The sequence below is a fragment of the Flagellimonas alginilytica genome (genome assembly GCF_042134605.1).
GTDB lineage: Bacteria > Bacteroidota > Bacteroidia > Flavobacteriales > Flavobacteriaceae > Flagellimonas > Flagellimonas alginolytica.
This window is the reverse complement of record NZ_CP169638.1, coordinates 2,312,714-2,330,181: the sequence shown is the minus strand read 5'-3', so window position 1 is coordinate 2,330,181 and position 17,468 is coordinate 2,312,714. Positions and strand designations below refer to the sequence as shown.

The window sequence follows — 17,468 nt, the reverse complement described above, 5'->3', positions numbered from 1 at the left end:
GGATTAAAAATCAAGATAGGAGACTTTAGCGTTGGGGCTATCTATTAGGTCTTTTAAAACCGTTACATCGCCATTGGTATAAAAAATATGTTCAGGATTACCATTTACCTTGGTCTGCAAGTTTTTCTGCTCCAAGATTGTTTTGGTCTGACGGGCCACGGCTTCACCTGAATCTATGATATTTACATTGTTTGGCAATATTTCCTTTAAAACAGGAATAAGATAAGGATAGTGTGTACACCCCAGCACCAAACAATCCATATTCTCCTCTAGCATAGGTTCAAGAAGCGTTGACAAGAGGTTCCTCATCTCTTCTGTATCAATTTTACCGGCCTCTATTAGCTCTACCAATCCTTTTCCCTCTTGCTCGAAAACGGTTATACCCTCGGCGAAAAGTTTGGAAGTATTGTGGAACAAGCTACTGGAGAGCGTTCCTTTAGTGGCCAATACACCCACTTTTTTTGTTTTCGTCTGAAGTGCCGCAGGTTTGATTGCCGGTTCTATGCCTATAAAAGGTACTGAGTAATGGGAACGTAGATGATCAATTGCGTTCGTTGTAGCGGTATTACAGGCTACTATGATGATTTTACAACCACGCTGGACCAAATATTCGGTATTTTTAATACTGAGCCGTAAAATCTCTTCTTTTGACTTTTCTCCATACGGGGCATTGGCGCTGTCGGCCAGATAGATGGTATGCTCGTGCGGCAACATTTTTGCAACTTCCTTCCAAATTGAGGTCCCCCCTACTCCCGAATCGAATATTCCTATTGGTTTTGGCATGATTAAAAATAGTATCTAAAAATTTTATGGCATAAAAAAACCGCTTTAATAAAAGCGGTTTTTTTACGTAATCTTAGATATGGTTTAGAAACCAAGTTCTTTCTTAACTTCTGGCAACAGGTCTTTTCCTTTGGCCACGATAAGGCTCAATCCTGGGCTTGCATCGATTACATAGTCGTAACCTTGTGCTGCTGCCACTTTTTCGATAGCTGCTTTGGCCTTTTCGGAGATTGGTGAGAACAACTCTTGTTGCTTTTTTTGCATTTCTTGCATAGCTGCTTGTTCCGCTTCCTGGATATTTTTTTCAAAACCTTGAAGCTCTACTGCTCTTTGCTCGTTTTCTTCTCTTGTTTTGGACGTTGCTTCGTTTTGGTATTGGGTATACTTGTTTTGAAGCTCTGTCATTGAGCTTTGGATATCCGCTCTATAGGTTTCCTGTAATTTCTTCAACTCAGCTTGTGCAGCTTTCATCTCTGGCATGTCAGACAATAGTTGCTGAACATTGATATGTGCAACTTTGCTCTGTGCGTTTACAAAACCCGTAGCCGCAACAAACAATACTAGGGCCACAGCGATTCTTTTTACATTTTTCATGATTCTCTACGTTACTATTTTGACTTAAAATTTAGTGTTTCAATATAAAACTATCCTATTGAATCCTTTTGTTGTTCTTGCGCTTTTTTTCGCTCTTCCAATTTAGCTTTGCGTTTGGCCTCGCGCTCTTCCAATAATTTTTTTCTTCGTTCTTCGTATGCCTTTTTGCGCTCTTCGCGTTCCTTTAGCTTTTCCTCTCTTCGTTCTTCCGCTGCCTTTTCTTTTTCTTCCAAAGCTTGCGCAGCATTTTCCTGTCTTTCTTTTAGGGCATCGCTGATCTTGTCCTCTTCTTCCTTGAACTGCTCCAAACGGCTTTGTTCTTGTTGTTTTTTATTGGAAGCGCTTATTTTTCTTGTGCGCCCTATTTCCCTTAAAACCAAATCACTGATATCGTGCCGTTTTTCGGAATACAACATTACAACATCTGCTGATTTATCAAAAATAAAATCGTATCTTTTATTAGCACCTATTTTTTGTACTTCATTAAAAACTTGGTCTTGTATAGGTTGGATCAGCAATTGTTTTTGCAACACCAAATCTCCTTGTGGCCCAAATCGGTCTTGTTGGTAATCCAACATTTCTTTTTCCAAAATTTGGATTTCTTCTTCACGCTCAAGGACCAACTCATCGGTAAGAAGCACTTTTTCCGCCATTAGATCTTTCTTCATTTGGTCGACAACACTTTGCTTTAGTTCAATTTCTTGCTTCCACTTTTGAGCTTTGGCATTTAATTGTTGTGTTGCGTCCCTATACTCTTCCACATTTTCTAGGATATACTCCATATCCACATACCCAATGCGAACACCCCTTTGGGAAAATCCATACAAGGAGGACATTAAAACAACTAGTGATAAAAGAACTTTGGTATTCATCTTTGATTCCGCATTTTACATAGAAAATATCGTGCCAAAATTACTAATTAATTAAATATGAGTTATTTACAAATTAGCAACACACAATTTTCCACTGATTAAAACTGCTGCCCGATGATGAAGTGCGTTTGCCAGCCACTTGGCCCTACAGATCCTGGACGAGCATCGCTATCGAAACCGTAACCAAAATCTATTCCCAAGAGACCGAATGCCGGCATAAAAATACGTAACCCCACTCCGGCAGATCTTTTTAACTCAAACGGATTATAGTCATTAAAATTGTTGAAAGCGTTACCAGCTTCTAAAAATGATAGTGCATAAATGGATGCAGAAGGCTTTAAAGTTAGCGGATATCTCATCTCCAGGGAGAATTTATTATAAATGGTACCCCCGTCCTGCTCAAGATTTCCGGTTATGGCATTTGGAATATATGGTGTAAGCGACTGGTTTTCATACCCTCGCAATTGAACTACATCCCTACCGTCCAAAGTAAAGTTCCCTAGTCCGTCCCCACCGACATAGAAACGCTCGAACGGCACATCTCCTATATCGTGGTTGTATGCTCCCAAAAAGCCAAACTCGGCGTTTGTACGCAGCACCAATTTATCTACAAGGGTGGTGTACCAATCGCCTTTGAACTTGATTTTGTAATATTCCAACAATTTAAAGCGCTCTTCTTCAAATCGTTCCAAATCCTCTGCCAATTGCTCACGCTCCAATATTTCTTCCGCATCTGTGGAATTTTGTAATTCATCCAACCGCTCAAGGGTATTGTCGATATCATCTTTTAATTGACCGTAGTCCTTATTACTGAACAAAGAGTATGGCGGAGTAAACTTGGCCGTTAGTTCGAAGTTTGAACCTGTCATCGGGAAAATTCTACTTGGCCCCTGGGAACTTCTTGAAATACCAAAGGTATAACTCAGCGAATTGGAGTTACCATTACCAAAATTGAACAGTCCACTATTATAATCGTTAAAGTCGTACAACTGATAACTCAAGGAATGTGAAATAGTAAAAAAGTCATCTGGCCATTGCACTCTTTTTGCCAAACCAGCAGATACCCCGGTAATGGCAAATCCACGGGATTTATCCACATCCAATCTTCCATTTTGATCGAACCCGGTCGCAAATTGTTGGGTCCTGGATAGCGATAAATTAAATCGGACCGGTTTTTTGCCCCCCAACCATGGCTCCGAGAAGTTTAAACTATATACACGGAAAGTTCTACTCGCCTGTAAACGCAGAGCAAATGTTTGACCATCTCCCATGGGAACTGGCTGATAGGCCTCTTTGTTAAAAATATTCTTTAAGGAAAAATTACTGAAGGAAAGCCCAAGGGTTCCTATAAAACCTCCACCCCCAAAACCACCTTGGAGTTCAATTTGGCTGGATCCGGATTCTACCAAGCTATAGTTTACATCCACAGTTCCTTCGTTAGGGTTGGGATTGATAATGTCCGGCACGATCTGCTCTGCATCGAAAAATCCGAGTTGGCCCAATTCGCGAATGGTTCTAACAATATTGGCCTTGCTGTATTTTTGACCAGGCCTGGTTCGGATTTCCCTAAAAATAACGTGGTCATTGGTCTTGTCGTTTCCAGAAACCGTAACGTGGTCCAAGAATGTTTCCTTGCCTTCTATTATTCGAATCTCAAAATCGATGGTATCGTTTACTGCAGAAACTTCAACAGGGTTAATACTCGAAAACAGGTAACCGTTGTTCTGGTACAGATTGGTCAAGTCCTCTGCATCTGGCTTTGTATCGTCTGCGATACGTTCCTTTAACAGAACCCCATTGTAAGTATCACCTTTTTTGATACCTAAATATTGGGTCAGCATTCTATCGGTATAAACTGTGTTGCCCACAAAGTTGATATCCCCAAAGTAATACTTGTCCCCTTCTTCGACAGAAATCACAAGGTCTATATTCTTTTCGTCGACCTTTACAAAGCTGTCGGACAGCACCCTGGCATCCCTATACCCTCTTTCCGCATAGGTGTCGACCAAATTGGACAGGTCTTCTTCAAAGTCGGCTTCGATATATTTGGACTTTTTCCAGAAACGGTAAAACTTTTTCTTTTTAGTGTTTTTTAAAGATTTTTTGAGTCGCTTGTTGGAAAGTTTCTCATTGCCATCGAAAGTGATCTTGCGAATTTTAACCTTATCGCCTTTGTTTACATTGATGACCATGTTCTGCGTATTGGCCCCGGTAGTATCCGTAGCGGTGGCAATACTTACCTTTGCATTGAGGAAACCTTGTTTTTTGTACTTGTTCTGAAGGTAGTTCTTTGTGTTTGCGATCAAGCTCTCGGTAATTTTTTTACCTTTTTTAAGGTCGGTGTCGTCAATGATATCGTCCACCTTCCTTTTTTTGACACCATATACGGTGACATTGTTCAATGTTGGACGCTCCATAATATTGAGTTCCAGAAATATTTTGTCGTCCTCTACTTTGGTGTAGAACATTTCCACATTGCTGAACAAATCCAAGTTCCACAACTTTTTGATCACTGCACTGATTTCGTCACCAGGAACTTTGATGGGTTGACCTACCCGTAACCCTGTGTAACTTTTAACGGTTTGCTCGTTGTAACTCTGCAATCCAGTTACAGATAGTCCGCCCAAAATATATTGCTTGCCTTCCTCGAAAGTGGTTTCTTGGGCAAATGCCTGGGTGGATAGTAGTAATAAGGGGATAAAAAGGGTAGAAAGTATAGCGTTTGTGATACCCTTAGTTAAGTTGTTCGCTCGTTTTTCCAAATCGTCGTTCTCTATTTTGATAACTTATTATGGCCTCTACCAAATGACTTTCTCTAAAGTCGGGCCAAAATACATCAATAAAATATAATTCGGCGTATGCTATTTGCCAAAGTAAAAAATTACTTATCCTACATTCGCCGCTTGTGCGTATAAGTAGGTCTACATCAGGCAAAAAGTGCGTGTAAAGATGTGTATTTATAACTGTTTCATCAATATTTTCGGGGGAAATTATGTTATTTTTAACTTTGACCGCTATTTCTTGCACAGCTGTTTTTATCTCTTCCCTAGAGCCATAGCTCAATGCCAACGTAAGGGTCATCCCCGTATTGTTTTCAGTTTTGGACATTACCTCCGTAAGTTCTTTATAGACTTTTTTGGGCAGTGTGTCGATCTTACCTATGGCCTTTAACCTTATATTGTGCTTGGTCAAGGTCTTTAGTTCTTTTTTAAGGGCATTGACCAAAAGTCGCATCAAGGTATCGACCTCTGTTTTAGGGCGATTCCAATTTTCGGTGGAAAAAGCATATAGGGTAAGGTAAGGTATCTTGAGTTTGGCACAATTCTCAACGGCTTGGTTTACAGCGTCAACACCATTCTCGTGCCCGAACATACGGAGCTTTCCCCGTTGTTTTGCCCATCTACCGTTACCATCCATTATAATGGCAACATGTTGCGGCAGTTTATCTTTGTCTACTTCTTCTAGTGTGTACATTTTATTGAAAACAATCCTGGCAAGGTTTACGTCCAAAGGTATACGTTAAGGTTATACCTGTAAAAACGTACCAGTCATCGCTCAATATATTCCCAAAACGGAACTGTTCAAAATTGGAGCCCTCCGGGTTACTAGCGTCCAAATTATCCGTAAAGGTGTATCTGGCCCCGATCTCAGCTCCAAGAATCAAAAACTGATTTAAACGATACTTGGCCCCAACCGTCATTGGAATTGCAAAACTACCGTCTTTTTGGTTAATATCCTGCATTTGAAGGGCATCAATATAATTAAAATCGTACCTGAAGTAAGTAAAACCTGTGTAAAGGTATGGTGTAAAGGCCGGTCCGAGCTTGTGCAGGTTGTATTCCACAAAGTTTATTTCCAGTCCGGCAGAGAACTCCAAAATGGAATTATCCACTTTATACCCTCTTTGTTGTCTGGATTCCATACTGGATTTAGTGTCATCAGCCGTAACACTACCATAAAGTATACTGCCACGCCATGCATAGCGCTTGCCCTTGTTCCATTTAAATATTCCGCCAAATGCAGGTCCCGATGGTAAGATATAACTGGTCCTTCCCACATCCCCTATCATATTGGCCCCGCCGGCAAACACCCCTATCTCGTAGGTTTGCGCGCTCACTTTGACCACATAGCACAGAAAAACTGCCAAAACTATTCGCATACGATCCAAAAAGTTTCAAGTATTAAGAGTAAAGGAAGGTCTATAGTTGTACGTTTAAAATTGTTCTCCCTTGTTAAACAGTTTTTCGTTCTATTTATTGTTTTTATCCGTATCAATTGCGTTTATCTTCCCCCCAAAGTAATTTATTCCTCAAAGTTTTCAGGAAACTTTCCGATTTGTACTCGATCATTTTAATGGTAAAATCCGCTTTTTTGATTCGAATTTCCTTTCCGTTCGGAATATCTGCAATTCGCGAATCCAAGGATACCAAGTGCGTGTGCTCCCTACCGGAAACTTTTAACCTGATTTGTGTATTGTCCGAAATTACCAATGGCCTCGCATTGAGGTTGTGCGGTGCAATCGGTGTTAGCACCAACGATTTTGCAGAGGGTACCATTACCGGTCCGCCACAACTCAAAGAGTAACCTGTTGATCCTGTTGGTGTGGAAACGATCAGACCATCGGACCAATACGAGGTCAAATATTCATCGTCCAACCATGTTTCCACAGTGATCATAGAAGTGGTATCTTTTCTGCTCACCGTAATCTCGTTCAAGGCAAAATTGAGTCCGTTGAATTCGTCCAGCTCCGAATCGAGTTCCAGTTCCACCAAAGAACGCTCCTCTATAGTAAAATGCCCCGCTTGAAACTCGGTTACAAGTTTTCGGACATTTTCTTTTTTAAACGTGGACAAAAACCCCAGTCTCCCGGTATTTACACCAACAATAGGAATCCCATAGTCCTTAATATAGGTAACGGCCCGCAACATAGTTCCATCTCCACCAAAACTCACGAACATATCAAAAGATGGATCTAATCCTTTGGATTGGGTAAACGTACCTTTTATTTGTTCCTTGGTGATCGTTGCTACAAGCGCATAAAAAGATTCCTCTACATATATGGAAGCATTCAGTTTTTTCAACTCGTCCATTAGCTCCTCTACACAAAGTTGATCTTCCTTTTGAAAAGATTGACCGTATATGGCTACCTTCATACTAAACGTTAAGATATTTTTCCAGATAGTCGGAACGCTGCTTCAAATCTTCCAAGAACTGATCATCGCTGTTTCCGAACACAATAGTATAGTTGTACCGCCTAAAGGTCTGGGCGACCTCGTTTAGGCTCTGCGTACCTACCTTAAGGGTTATTTCCACAATATCATTATGCGAATCGGTAATAAAGGCTCCCAACAAACGGGCATTATTGCCTTCTACGATTTGGGCTATCTCACTAAAAGAATAATCTTTTATCCCGATGGAAACCACCAATATAGCCCCAGGCTCCCTAAAAAAAGGCGTATCGATAAATACATCCACTATATCCTCCAGGTCGTAATACCCGATAATCAAACGGTCTTCGTCCAATACAGGCAGCACATTGGCCTCGTTACGGGAGAACATTTCCAAAACATCCAGCCAAGCAGTTTCCTTTGTCACAAAGAAATCCTCCATTTCAAACCTAAAATCCTCAATTTTCCTTTCCGCATCAAAACAGGGCAGATCGTTTTCTGACAGTAGCCCCAAATACGTTCCGTTCTCGGTAATTCCAACATGGGAAAATGTGGTTTCTTCAAAAAACGCAATAACATCTTTTAAAGTTTCCGACACATTGAAAACAGGAACCGTATTGATTATTTTATCTTGAATCTGCATATCTCTACTATTAAGTGCAAAATACTAATTTAAAATGGCAAAAGGCATGCCGAATTCTTATTTTTGACATTCTAAAAATGAACTCCATGACAAAGTTAAGTGTCAACATAAATAAACTGGCAACTTTAAGAAATTCGAGAGGCGGCAACGTACCCAACTTGATAACTTCCACCAAGGATATCGAATCTTTTGGCGCACAGGGCATCACCATACATCCGCGTCCGGACGAACGCCACATCCGTTACCAAGATGCCAGGGACCTAAAAAAAGTGGTCTCCACGGAATACAACATTGAGGGCAACCCCATTCCAAAATTCATTGATTTGGTACTTGAAACAAAACCCACGCAGGTCACCTTGGTGCCCGATGCTGAGGATGCCATAACCTCCAATGCCGGTTGGGACACTATAAAACACAAAGATTTTTTAGTGGATGTAATCAAAACCTTTAAGGAAAGTGGTATCCGCACTTCTATTTTTGTGGATCCCGACGTAGAAATGGTAAAAGCAGCGGCAGAAACCGGCACCGACCGCATTGAACTCTATACGGAAAGCTTTGCCGAAACGTTTGCCAAAGGCAACAAGAAAGGTAGCATTGCTCCATTTGTTGCAGCGGCCAAAATGGCACAGGAAGTTGGCCTTGGCCTAAATGCAGGTCACGACCTTAGCTTGGACAACATCAAGTTTTTTAAGGAACATATTCCTAACCTTTTAGAGGTATCCATCGGTCACGCATTAATATGTGAGTCCATTTATTTAGGCCTCGAAAATGTAGTGAACATGTATTTAGATAGATTGAAATAATGCAAATATTACATTCAAAAATATTGGGCAAAGGCCAGCCACTTGTTATTCTTCATGGATTTCTGGGAATGTCCGACAACTGGAAAACCCTGGGATCCAAATATGCCGAAAATGGATTCGAAGTACATTTGATAGATCAACGGAACCACGGCAAAAGTTTCCACTCCGAAGAGTTCAATTATGATGTATTGAGCAATGATGTAATCACATACATGGAGCACCACAATGTGGAATCGGCATTGGTTATGGGACACTCCATGGGAGGCAAAACAGCCATGCAAATGGCAACATCCCACCCCAAAAAAGTGACCAAATTAATAGTGGCCGACATTGCCCCAAAATACTACCCCCCGCATCACGACTTTATTTTTAACGGGCTTTCACATTTGGACTTCAACACCATTTCGGATCGACGCGAAGCCGATGACGAACTAGCCAAACACATAAAAGATAGGGGAATTAGACAGTTTCTGCTCAAAAACCTCTATTGGGTGGAAAAAGAAAGGCTAGGGTTCCGTTTTAACTTTGACGTGCTCAAAAACCGCATGGAAGAAATAGGGGAAAATATATTTCCTTCCGCAGTTTATAATGGCCCCACATTATTTTTAAGAGGCGACCGCTCAGAATACATCCAACCTAACGACTATGATGAGATCAAAAGGCACTTCCCCATGGCCAAAATCGAAACTATAGATAAAGCTGGACATTGGCTCCATGCAGAAAACCCCAAACAGTTTTTCGAAAAAAGCGATGCGTTTTTAAATTCATAAAATTGGCCTATATTTATTATGCATGCATAATTTTTTTGCTCAATTTATTGCCTGTATGACAAATTTGATATAGATTTGGTTAGTTCTGGTTGTTACCATAACAATTAACATAAACTAACTGAAACAGATTTTTTGATATGAAAAAGTTGTATGCCTTACTCCCATTCTTAGGCTTATTCTTGATTGCATGTGAAGATGACACCCCGATCGACACACCAGACCCAACTCCAGTAGAATATACTTCAGGAACAGCAGATTTTTCCAACTACGTAGCCATAGGCAACTCCTTGACCGCGGGCTTCTCGGACAATGCTTTATTTATTGACGGACAAACAGCATCTTTCCCCAATATGCTCGCCACCAATTTCGCCCTTGCAGGAGGCGGAAGTTTTGAGATACCGTTTATGGCCGATAATTTAGGAGGCATGACGCTTGGCGGAAACGTAGTTGCCGGCAACAGACTTATACTATCCTTCTTGGGCGCAAGCCCAAGTCCTGTACCTGTTGAAGGACAAGGCTCTACCGATGTAGCCGTTAAATTATCCGGAACATACAACAACATGGGTGTTCCTGGCGCAAAGAGCTACGAATTGTTGGCACCGGGTTACGGAAGCGTCGCAGGGGTTGCCATGGGCACAGCCAATCCTTACTTCGCACGATTTTCATCGTCCGATACCGCCACCGTGTTAGGAGATGCAGCAGCGCAAGGCGCTACATTTTTCACCTTATGGGCCGGAGCGAACGATATTTTAATTTACGCAACGGGCGGCGGAACAGGAGTTGACCAAACAGGCAACTTGGACCCTAGCACCTATTCCAGAAGCGACATCACCGACCCCAACGTTTTCGCAGCCACCTTGGATGGTATTATTCAAACCATGACGGCCAATGGAGCAGGTGGCGTTATTGCCAACCTTCCCAACGTTACAGATATTCCTTATTTTACCACCGTGCCGCACAATCCAGTGCCTTTGGATGCTTCGACTGCTGCTTTTTTGAACAGCGCCGAAGGCTACGGAGCCTATAATGCAGGACTTGCACAATTACAAGGATTGGGTATAATCACAGAGGACGAACTGGCAAAGCGAACCATATCTTTCTCGGCAGGTGAAGGTAACGCTGTTGTAATTATCGATGAAGATTTGACCGATTTAACAGGCTACAACCCAGCTTTGATCAATATGAGGCAAGCCACCGAAGACGATTTAATGGTGCTTACCTCCAGAACATTCATCGGCACTCTTGCCGACCCGAACAACCCAACATCCATTAATGGAGTTGCCGTTCCCCTTGGAGACGAATGGGTTTTGACTCCAGAAGAACAGGCCACCGTGGAAACCGCATTAACAGCATACAACCAGACCATTTCAGGTTTGGCCACAGCCTACGACCTAGCTTTTGTAGATGCCAACGCCTTGCTGAACGAACTGAACACCAATGGTTTTCAGCAAGCAGATGGTAGCAATGTTGACGCAACTTTCGCCACAGGCGGAGGATTCTCTTTAGATGGGGTTCACCCGTCGCCAAGAGGCTACGCCATTGTTGCCAACGCTTTTATAGCGGCAATAAATTCAAAATACGGATCAAATTTACCCAACGTAAACCCATTGGATTACACCGGGTTATATATTGACTAAACAAACATTATTTTCTTATCTTAAGGGCACCGAATTTCGGTGCCTTTTTTATTACTGACAAAACTAAACACTATGAAACTTATACTGAGACTTCTTTTAAATGCAATAGCCGTAGTAATTCTGAGCTATGTACTCCCCGGGGTCGGGGTCGACTCCATGATGACCGCCATTCTGGTGGCTGTTGTACTGAGCATCCTCAACTTCTTGGTAAAACCAATATTGGTAATTTTCACCTTGCCCATTACCATTCTTACTCTAGGGCTTTTTCTATTGGTCATCAATGCCATAATTATTCTATTGGCCGCAAAACTCATCGATGGATTTTATGTAAGTGGCTTTTGGTGGGCGGTAATCTTCAGTTTGTTGCTAGCAATTTTACAGGCCATTTTACACTCCATTTTAAAAGAAGATCAATAGAATTCATTTTGTTTGAGAACCAACGGTTTAAAAACTTGCCGACAATTCAAAAAAGACTTACTTTTGCATCCCATTTTTAGAAAGCAAATTAGGTAGGAAATGAATATAACCAAAGAGCAGATTGACGATCTTAATGCAGTAGTAAAGGTTGCCATAAGCAAAGAAGACTATCAAGACAAAGTAGAGAAAATCCTTAAGGATTACAGAAAACAGGCAAACATTCCTGGTTTTAGAAAAGGTCAAGTTCCTATGGGGCTTATCAAAAAGCAGTACGGCAAAGCTGTTTTGGTGGACGAAGTGAACAAACTGCTCCAAAACAATCTGAACAAATATCTTACCGAAGAAAAGTTGGATGTTCTTGGAAATCCGCTTCCAAAACAACAGGACGATTTTGATTGGGACAAAGACAATCTCGATTTTGAATTTGAACTGGGATTGGCACCGAGCTTCGACGTAAACTTGAAGACAAAAAAAGCAGTGACCCAATATAAAATTGTTGCCGATAAAAAAATGGTCGAGGAACAAGTAGAACGTATCCAAAAGCAATACGGAAAACTGATCTCCAAGTCCGAAGTTGGCAAAAAGGACGAAATTACCGGTACGTTCACCAATCAAGAAGAGGAAATAGAGAACAAGACCACTATCGAAATGGACAAGATCAAAGGCAAAAAAGCCATTGATGCCCTGGTAGGTAAAAAAGTGGGCGACACTGTGACCCTAGCAAGCAAAGGTCTTTTTAAAGAAGACTATTTATTGTCCAGTGCCTTGGGAATTTCCGCAGACAAAGCCGATGGCCTTAAGATCGATGTTACCTTCACAATAGAAGAGATCAACGAAAGAGAACCAGCTGCCCTGGACCAAGAACTTTTCGACAAATTGTTTGGCGAAGGAAAAGTAAGTTCCGAAAAAGAACTGAAGGACAAGATCAAAGAAGACTCTGAAAAGCAGTTTGAACAGCAAGCTGATCAGAAGCTCTTGAACGATATCACCGAAAAATTAATTGACGAAACCAAATTCGAGCTTCCGTCCGAGTTCCTTAAAAAGTGGATTCAGATCAGTGGAGAAAACCCCTTGACCGAGGATGAAGCCAAAGAAGAGTTCGAAAAATCCGAAAAAGGACTTCGTTACCAATTGATCGAAGGGAAAATCATTCAAGAGAACGATCTTCAGGTTCAGTTCGATGAACTTAAGGAGTTCGCCAAAGGCTTCATTAAGTCCCAAATGGCTCAATATGGCCACATGGACCCAAAAGAAGAAGAACTGGAAAGTGTTGCCGCAAGGGTAATGAGCAACCAGGACGAAGTAAAAAGATTGTCCGAACAATTGATGAGCCAAAAACTTTTGGACCTTTATAAGGAAAAAGCCAACCTTAAGATCAAGGAGGTGTCCTATGAAGATTTCATCAAGGAAGCGTACAGCTAAGATTCCACTAAAAGAAAATTAAGTATCTTTACGGTGCCGAAAAGCCAATTTTTCGGCACCTTTTTTTTAAGATAAATCGAGTCAGATCCTATGGATTACGGAAAAGAATTCAAAAACTACGCTACCAAGCACCATGGTATAAACAGCATGTACTATGATCAGATCATGAGTACAATGTATCCCATGAACATGACCCCGAACATTATTGAAGAAAGGCAATTGAACGCGGTTGCCATGGACGTTTTCTCCAGATTGATGATGGATAGGATTATTTTTATGGGAACCGGGATCAATGATCAGGTGGCCAATATTATACAAGCACAACTACTGTTCTTGGAAAGTGCAGATGCTTCCAAGGACATCCAAATCTATATCAACTCTCCGGGAGGAAGCGTATATGCCGGTCTGGGCATTTACGACACCATGCAGTTTATTAAACCCGATGTTGCTACCATTTGCACAGGTATCGCCGCATCTATGGCAGCCGTTTTGCTATGTGCCGGACAAGAGGGCAAGCGGAGCGGATTGCCCCACTCAAGGGTAATGATCCATCAGCCACTGTCCGGAGCACAAGGACAAGCAAGCGATATTGAAATTGCAGCCCAAGAAGTCTTAAAAATCAAGGACGAGTTATATGAAATCATTTCCAAGCACTCAGGTCAAAGTTTCGACAAGGTTTACGAAGACAGTGATCGTGATTTTTGGATGAAGGCCCCAGAAGCCAAAGCGTACGGAATGATCGATGAAATATTAGTAAGGGAAAAGTAAAACCTCCCAATAGATTACAAAACAACCAGTTAACACAGAACAAATCCATTATTTTTGCGTTATTGATGGTTGAAGAATAAAATTTTATGGCAAAGGAAAATTTGGAATGTTCTTTTTGTGGAAGAAAAAAACCGGAAACCAATTTATTGATCGCCGGTCTGGATGCGCATATTTGCGATAGATGTATAGAACAAGCCCACAGTATTGTGGCCGAAGAGTCCAAACAAACTAAAAATCAAGATCTATCATCCGAGTTGGTATTAAAAAAACCAATGGAGATCCACGATTTCTTGGACACTTTTGTAATCGGACAGGAACGCACCAAAAAGGTTATGTCCGTAGCCGTCTACAACCACTATAAAAGATTATTGCAGCCCAAAGGCAAGGACGAGGATATCGAAATCCAAAAGAGCAACATTATAATGGTAGGGCAAACAGGTACGGGCAAGACCCTTATCGCCAAGACCATTGCCAAAATGCTCAACGTACCCCTTGCCATTGTAGATGCTACAGTTTTAACGGAAGCCGGTTATGTAGGAGAGGACGTTGAAAGCATTTTGACCCGTTTGCTACAGGCTGCCGATTATAACTTGGAAAAAGCAGAGCGCGGCATTGTATTTATTGACGAAATAGACAAAATTGCCCGTAAAAGCGATAATCCATCGATTACCCGAGATGTATCGGGCGAAGGAGTACAACAGGGACTCCTGAAACTATTGGAAGGCACAACGGTCAACGTGCCGCCCAAAGGTGGACGCAAACACCCGGACCAAAAATTTATCGAGGTAAATACCGAGAATATCCTATTTGTTGCCGGTGGTGCTTTTGATGGTATCGAACGTATCATCACCAAACGATTGAACATGCAGGCAGTTGGGTACAGTGCTTCCAAGGCCGAAGAAAATCTGGATCAAGAAAACATACTCCAATATATTATACCAAAAGATTTAAAGGAATTCGGACTTATTCCAGAGATTATAGGAAGACTTCCTGTACTGACACACATGAATCCTTTGGATGCAAAAACCTTGCGCGCCATTTTAACGGAGCCTAAAAATGCCATCATAAAACAGTACGAAAAACTGTTCGCCATGGACGATATTAAATTCTCCATTACCGATCAGGCATTGGATTACATTGTAGAAAAAGCTGTGGAATATAAACTTGGTGCACGTGGATTGCGCTCTTTGTGCGAAGCCATTTTTACAGACGCCATGTTTACCCTACCAAGCAGCGATGAAACAGAATTCAAGGTTACGAAAGGATATGCAGAGAAAAAACTGTCCTACGAAACAGTTAAAAAACTAAAAGCGGTCTCCTAGACCGCTTTTTTTGTAATATTTTCCAATAACAACAAACTTACATCAGAGATAATCTTTTCATCCGAGTAAAGGGTGTGCCCAAAATTTGGTACAATCTTTAGATTGGCCCCAACACTTTTGGCCCATTTCATTCCTGGTTTTAATTGATCACATTCCCCGTAGATCAGTTGCACACCGGATGGAGCTATTTGGTTTTCCCCCTCTATTCCAGTGGCCGAAATAGCGGTTATCGTCTTGGTGGGCAAACCTTGTAGAGCAGCTTTGTAAACAACGGCGGCACCAGTGCCGAAGGCTAAATAATGGGCCTTCTCCGATTCTTTTCTCAATAAGTTGGCTACCGCTCTCTCCAGACCTTCTTCTTTAAAGGCCTTATCTATATTCTCCTCCGAATAGATGGAAACCTCCACATTTCCCAATTGCTGGCAATCGTGAAATTCAATATCATAATACTGCTGCAAGTAGCCAAAGTAAGAGGCGATCCAAAGACCTTTTTTGGCTCCCCATTTATCCGAGATAACAACAAGCTTTTCCGACATGACTTTTAATGGTTTAGTGTTTTTAAAGTATTGATAGGGGAAAGTTCTTTAATAAACGGCCCAAATCCACTTTTATTTGTTCAAGAGAAAAGTATTTACGACGAAAGGGATTATTTTACGAAAACGTTTTCGTAACTTTTGTACTGGTTCCCGATGATACCGTAAATCTGGCTTACCCCTTGTTCATTTGAAGAAGTTCCTCGAGGCAATCGCGATCATTGGACAATCTTGGAATTTTATGTTGACCACCTAATTTATTCTTGGATTTCAGCCATTGATGAAACAAATTCTCTTTGGCCAAATGCACCTTTGGCATGTTCAAGGTTATGTTGTTGTACCTTTTGGCCTCGTAGTCAGAGTTGAGTGATTTTAATGCATTGTCCAACATTTCAGTGAAATAGCCGACATCTTTCGGTGGTTTTCTAAACTCGATCATCCATTCGTGCGCCCCTTTTTCCTTTCCTGCCATAAAAATGGGAGCTGCGGTATAATCCATAATTTCAGCCTCGGTTTTTAAACAGACTTGCTTTAAGGCTTCCTCGGCATTTTCAATGATCAATTCTTCACCAAACACATTAATATGGTGTTTAGTTCTCCCAGTAATCTTTATCCGATAGGGATTTTTGCTCGTAAACCTCACCGTATCCCCAATTTTATATCGCCATAGGCCGGCATTGGTGGTGATGACCATAGCATAGTTCACTCCAGTTTCCACTTCCCAAAGCGGAATGGCCTTATCCCCTTCTCCATAAGCGTGCATAGGAATAAATTCATAAAATATTCCATAGTCCAACATCAACAGTAATTCGTCGGAACTGTTTTGATCTTGAATCCCAAAAAAGCCTTCCGATGCATTATAAGTTTCATAGTAGTTGAACTTTTTGCGGGGCAACAATTTTTTATATTGATTCTTATATGGGGTAAAACTCACACCTCCATGAAAGTACACCTCTAAATTCTCCCAAAGTTCGAACAAGTGGTTCTTTCCCGTTTTTTCCAAAACTTGGTTGAGCAATACCAACATCCAAGAAGGTACGCCTGCCAAACTGGTCACATTTTCCCTAATACTTTCTTCGATGATGGCCTCCAGCTTGGATTCCCATTCGGTCATTAGGGAGACTTTGTTACTGGGCGTACTGCTATATTCTGCCCAAAGAGGCATATTATCGATCAAAATGGCCGAAAGGTCACCAAAAAAAGTCCCATTGTCCTCGTACAGCTCCTTACTCCCTCCCAGACGGAGACTTTTACCCGTGAACAATTGTGAATTTTCGTTATTATTTAAATAAAGGCACAACAGGTCTTTACTGGATTTGTAGTGACAGTCTTCCAGGGCCTCTCCACTTACCGGGATAAACTTGCTTTTTGCATTGGTGGTCCCGCTGCTCTTGGCAAACCATTTTATAGAAGTAGGCCAGAAAAGGTTCTGTTCCCCACGACGGGTACGCTCGATCATCGGGGCAATATCTTCATAGGTCACTATGGGAACCCTATTGCGGAATTCATCATACTTTGGCAGGTCCTGAAAACCATATTGCCTACCGATCATGGTTTCCTTGGAAAAATCCAAAAGCTTGCGCAACACCTCATCCTGAACATCCAGTGGATATTTTAAAAAAAGTTCAATTTGGTGATAACGTTTGCGTAACAACCAAGAAGCGATGGAGTTGAATAATGGTATCGGCATTTTAGGTATCTTTAACCTGGAAAATTAGATTGGTGCAACAGCTAAA

Annotated in this window: 17 protein-coding genes; 7 read left to right on the top strand and 10 right to left on the bottom strand. The window is 41.5% G+C overall.

Annotated features, from left to right (window positions below):
* Positions 1-3: 3 nt before the first annotated feature.
* From murI to ABTP35_RS10250, 8 genes are all read right to left on the bottom strand, one after another.
* On the bottom strand, positions 4-783 hold the full coding sequence (murI, locus tag ABTP35_RS10285; protein WP_293296565.1) for a glutamate racemase: 780 nt from the start codon (positions 781-783) through the stop codon (positions 4-6).
* An 84-nt stretch (positions 784-867) separates the two neighbouring features.
* Positions 868-1,377 carry an OmpH family outer membrane protein gene (locus ABTP35_RS10280; RefSeq protein WP_224835386.1) on the bottom strand — a complete coding sequence of 170 codons (510 nt, stop codon included), beginning with the start codon at positions 1,375-1,377 and terminating at the stop codon, positions 868-870.
* 50 nt (positions 1,378-1,427) lie between these two features.
* Positions 1,428-2,249, bottom strand: a complete 822-nt coding sequence (locus ABTP35_RS10275) for an OmpH family outer membrane protein (RefSeq protein WP_224835387.1) — start codon at positions 2,247-2,249, stop codon at positions 1,428-1,430.
* A gap of 98 nt (positions 2,250-2,347) precedes the next feature.
* Positions 2,348-5,011, bottom strand: a complete 2,664-nt coding sequence (locus ABTP35_RS10270) for an outer membrane protein assembly factor (protein WP_252079034.1) — start codon at positions 5,009-5,011, stop codon at positions 2,348-2,350.
* Positions 4,983-5,723 (bottom strand): isoprenyl transferase, encoded by a 741-nt coding sequence (locus ABTP35_RS10265; RefSeq protein WP_224835389.1) that lies wholly within the window; start codon positions 5,721-5,723, stop codon positions 4,983-4,985. Before ABTP35_RS10265 ends, ABTP35_RS10270 begins: the two co-directional genes overlap by 29 nt.
* Position 5,724: 1 nt before the next feature.
* Complete coding sequence (locus ABTP35_RS10260) at positions 5,725-6,408, bottom strand: DUF6089 family protein (protein ID WP_293296568.1); 684 nt, start codon at positions 6,406-6,408, stop codon at positions 5,725-5,727.
* Between the two features lie 112 nt (positions 6,409-6,520).
* Complete coding sequence (locus ABTP35_RS10255) at positions 6,521-7,402, bottom strand: NAD kinase (protein WP_293296570.1); 882 nt, start codon at positions 7,400-7,402, stop codon at positions 6,521-6,523.
* Between the two features lies 1 nt (position 7,403).
* Positions 7,404-8,060 carry a CBS domain-containing protein gene (locus ABTP35_RS10250; protein WP_252079033.1) on the bottom strand — a complete coding sequence of 219 codons (657 nt, stop codon included), beginning with the start codon at positions 8,058-8,060 and terminating at the stop codon, positions 7,404-7,406.
* 86 nt (positions 8,061-8,146) lie between these two features.
* Here ABTP35_RS10250 and ABTP35_RS10245 point away from each other — a divergent pair, with 86 nt between their 5' ends.
* The 7 genes from ABTP35_RS10245 to clpX all read left to right on the top strand — a co-directional run bounded on the left by ABTP35_RS10245 (position 8,147) and on the right by clpX (position 15,199).
* Complete coding sequence (locus ABTP35_RS10245) at positions 8,147-8,863, top strand: pyridoxine 5'-phosphate synthase (RefSeq protein ID WP_252079032.1); 717 nt, start codon at positions 8,147-8,149, stop codon at positions 8,861-8,863.
* Positions 8,863-9,633 carry an alpha/beta fold hydrolase gene (locus tag ABTP35_RS10240; RefSeq protein WP_293296572.1) on the top strand — a complete coding sequence of 257 codons (771 nt, stop codon included), beginning with the start codon at positions 8,863-8,865 and terminating at the stop codon, positions 9,631-9,633. Before ABTP35_RS10245 ends, ABTP35_RS10240 begins: the two co-directional genes overlap by 1 nt.
* A gap of 137 nt (positions 9,634-9,770) precedes the next feature.
* The gene (locus ABTP35_RS10235; protein ID WP_293296574.1) at positions 9,771-11,270 is read left to right on the top strand and encodes a G-D-S-L family lipolytic protein; all 1,500 of its coding nucleotides are present in this window, start codon (positions 9,771-9,773) and stop codon (positions 11,268-11,270) included.
* 72 nt (positions 11,271-11,342) lie between these two features.
* The gene (locus ABTP35_RS10230) at positions 11,343-11,687 is read left to right on the top strand and encodes a phage holin family protein (protein ID WP_293296576.1); all 345 of its coding nucleotides are present in this window, start codon (positions 11,343-11,345) and stop codon (positions 11,685-11,687) included.
* Between the two features lie 99 nt (positions 11,688-11,786).
* Positions 11,787-13,109 carry a trigger factor gene (gene tig / locus ABTP35_RS10225; protein WP_293296578.1) on the top strand — a complete coding sequence of 441 codons (1,323 nt, stop codon included), beginning with the start codon at positions 11,787-11,789 and terminating at the stop codon, positions 13,107-13,109.
* Positions 13,110-13,199: 90 nt separating this feature from the next.
* Positions 13,200-13,877, top strand: a complete 678-nt coding sequence (gene clpP / locus ABTP35_RS10220) for an ATP-dependent Clp endopeptidase proteolytic subunit ClpP (RefSeq protein ID WP_224835398.1) — start codon at positions 13,200-13,202, stop codon at positions 13,875-13,877.
* An 86-nt stretch (positions 13,878-13,963) separates the two neighbouring features.
* Positions 13,964-15,199, top strand: coding sequence for an ATP-dependent Clp protease ATP-binding subunit ClpX (gene clpX / locus ABTP35_RS10215; RefSeq protein WP_252079028.1), 1,236 nt, complete (start codon positions 13,964-13,966; stop codon positions 15,197-15,199).
* Here clpX and ABTP35_RS10210 read toward each other — a convergent pair.
* Positions 15,196-15,735 carry a hypothetical protein gene (locus tag ABTP35_RS10210; protein WP_293296580.1) on the bottom strand — a complete coding sequence of 180 codons (540 nt, stop codon included), beginning with the start codon at positions 15,733-15,735 and terminating at the stop codon, positions 15,196-15,198. The genes clpX and ABTP35_RS10210 overlap by 4 nt on opposite strands.
* Before the next feature lie 172 nt (positions 15,736-15,907).
* Positions 15,908-17,422 (bottom strand): GH3 auxin-responsive promoter family protein, encoded by a 1,515-nt coding sequence (locus ABTP35_RS10205; RefSeq protein WP_293296582.1) that lies wholly within the window; start codon positions 17,420-17,422, stop codon positions 15,908-15,910.
* Positions 17,423-17,468 lie beyond the last annotated feature (46 nt).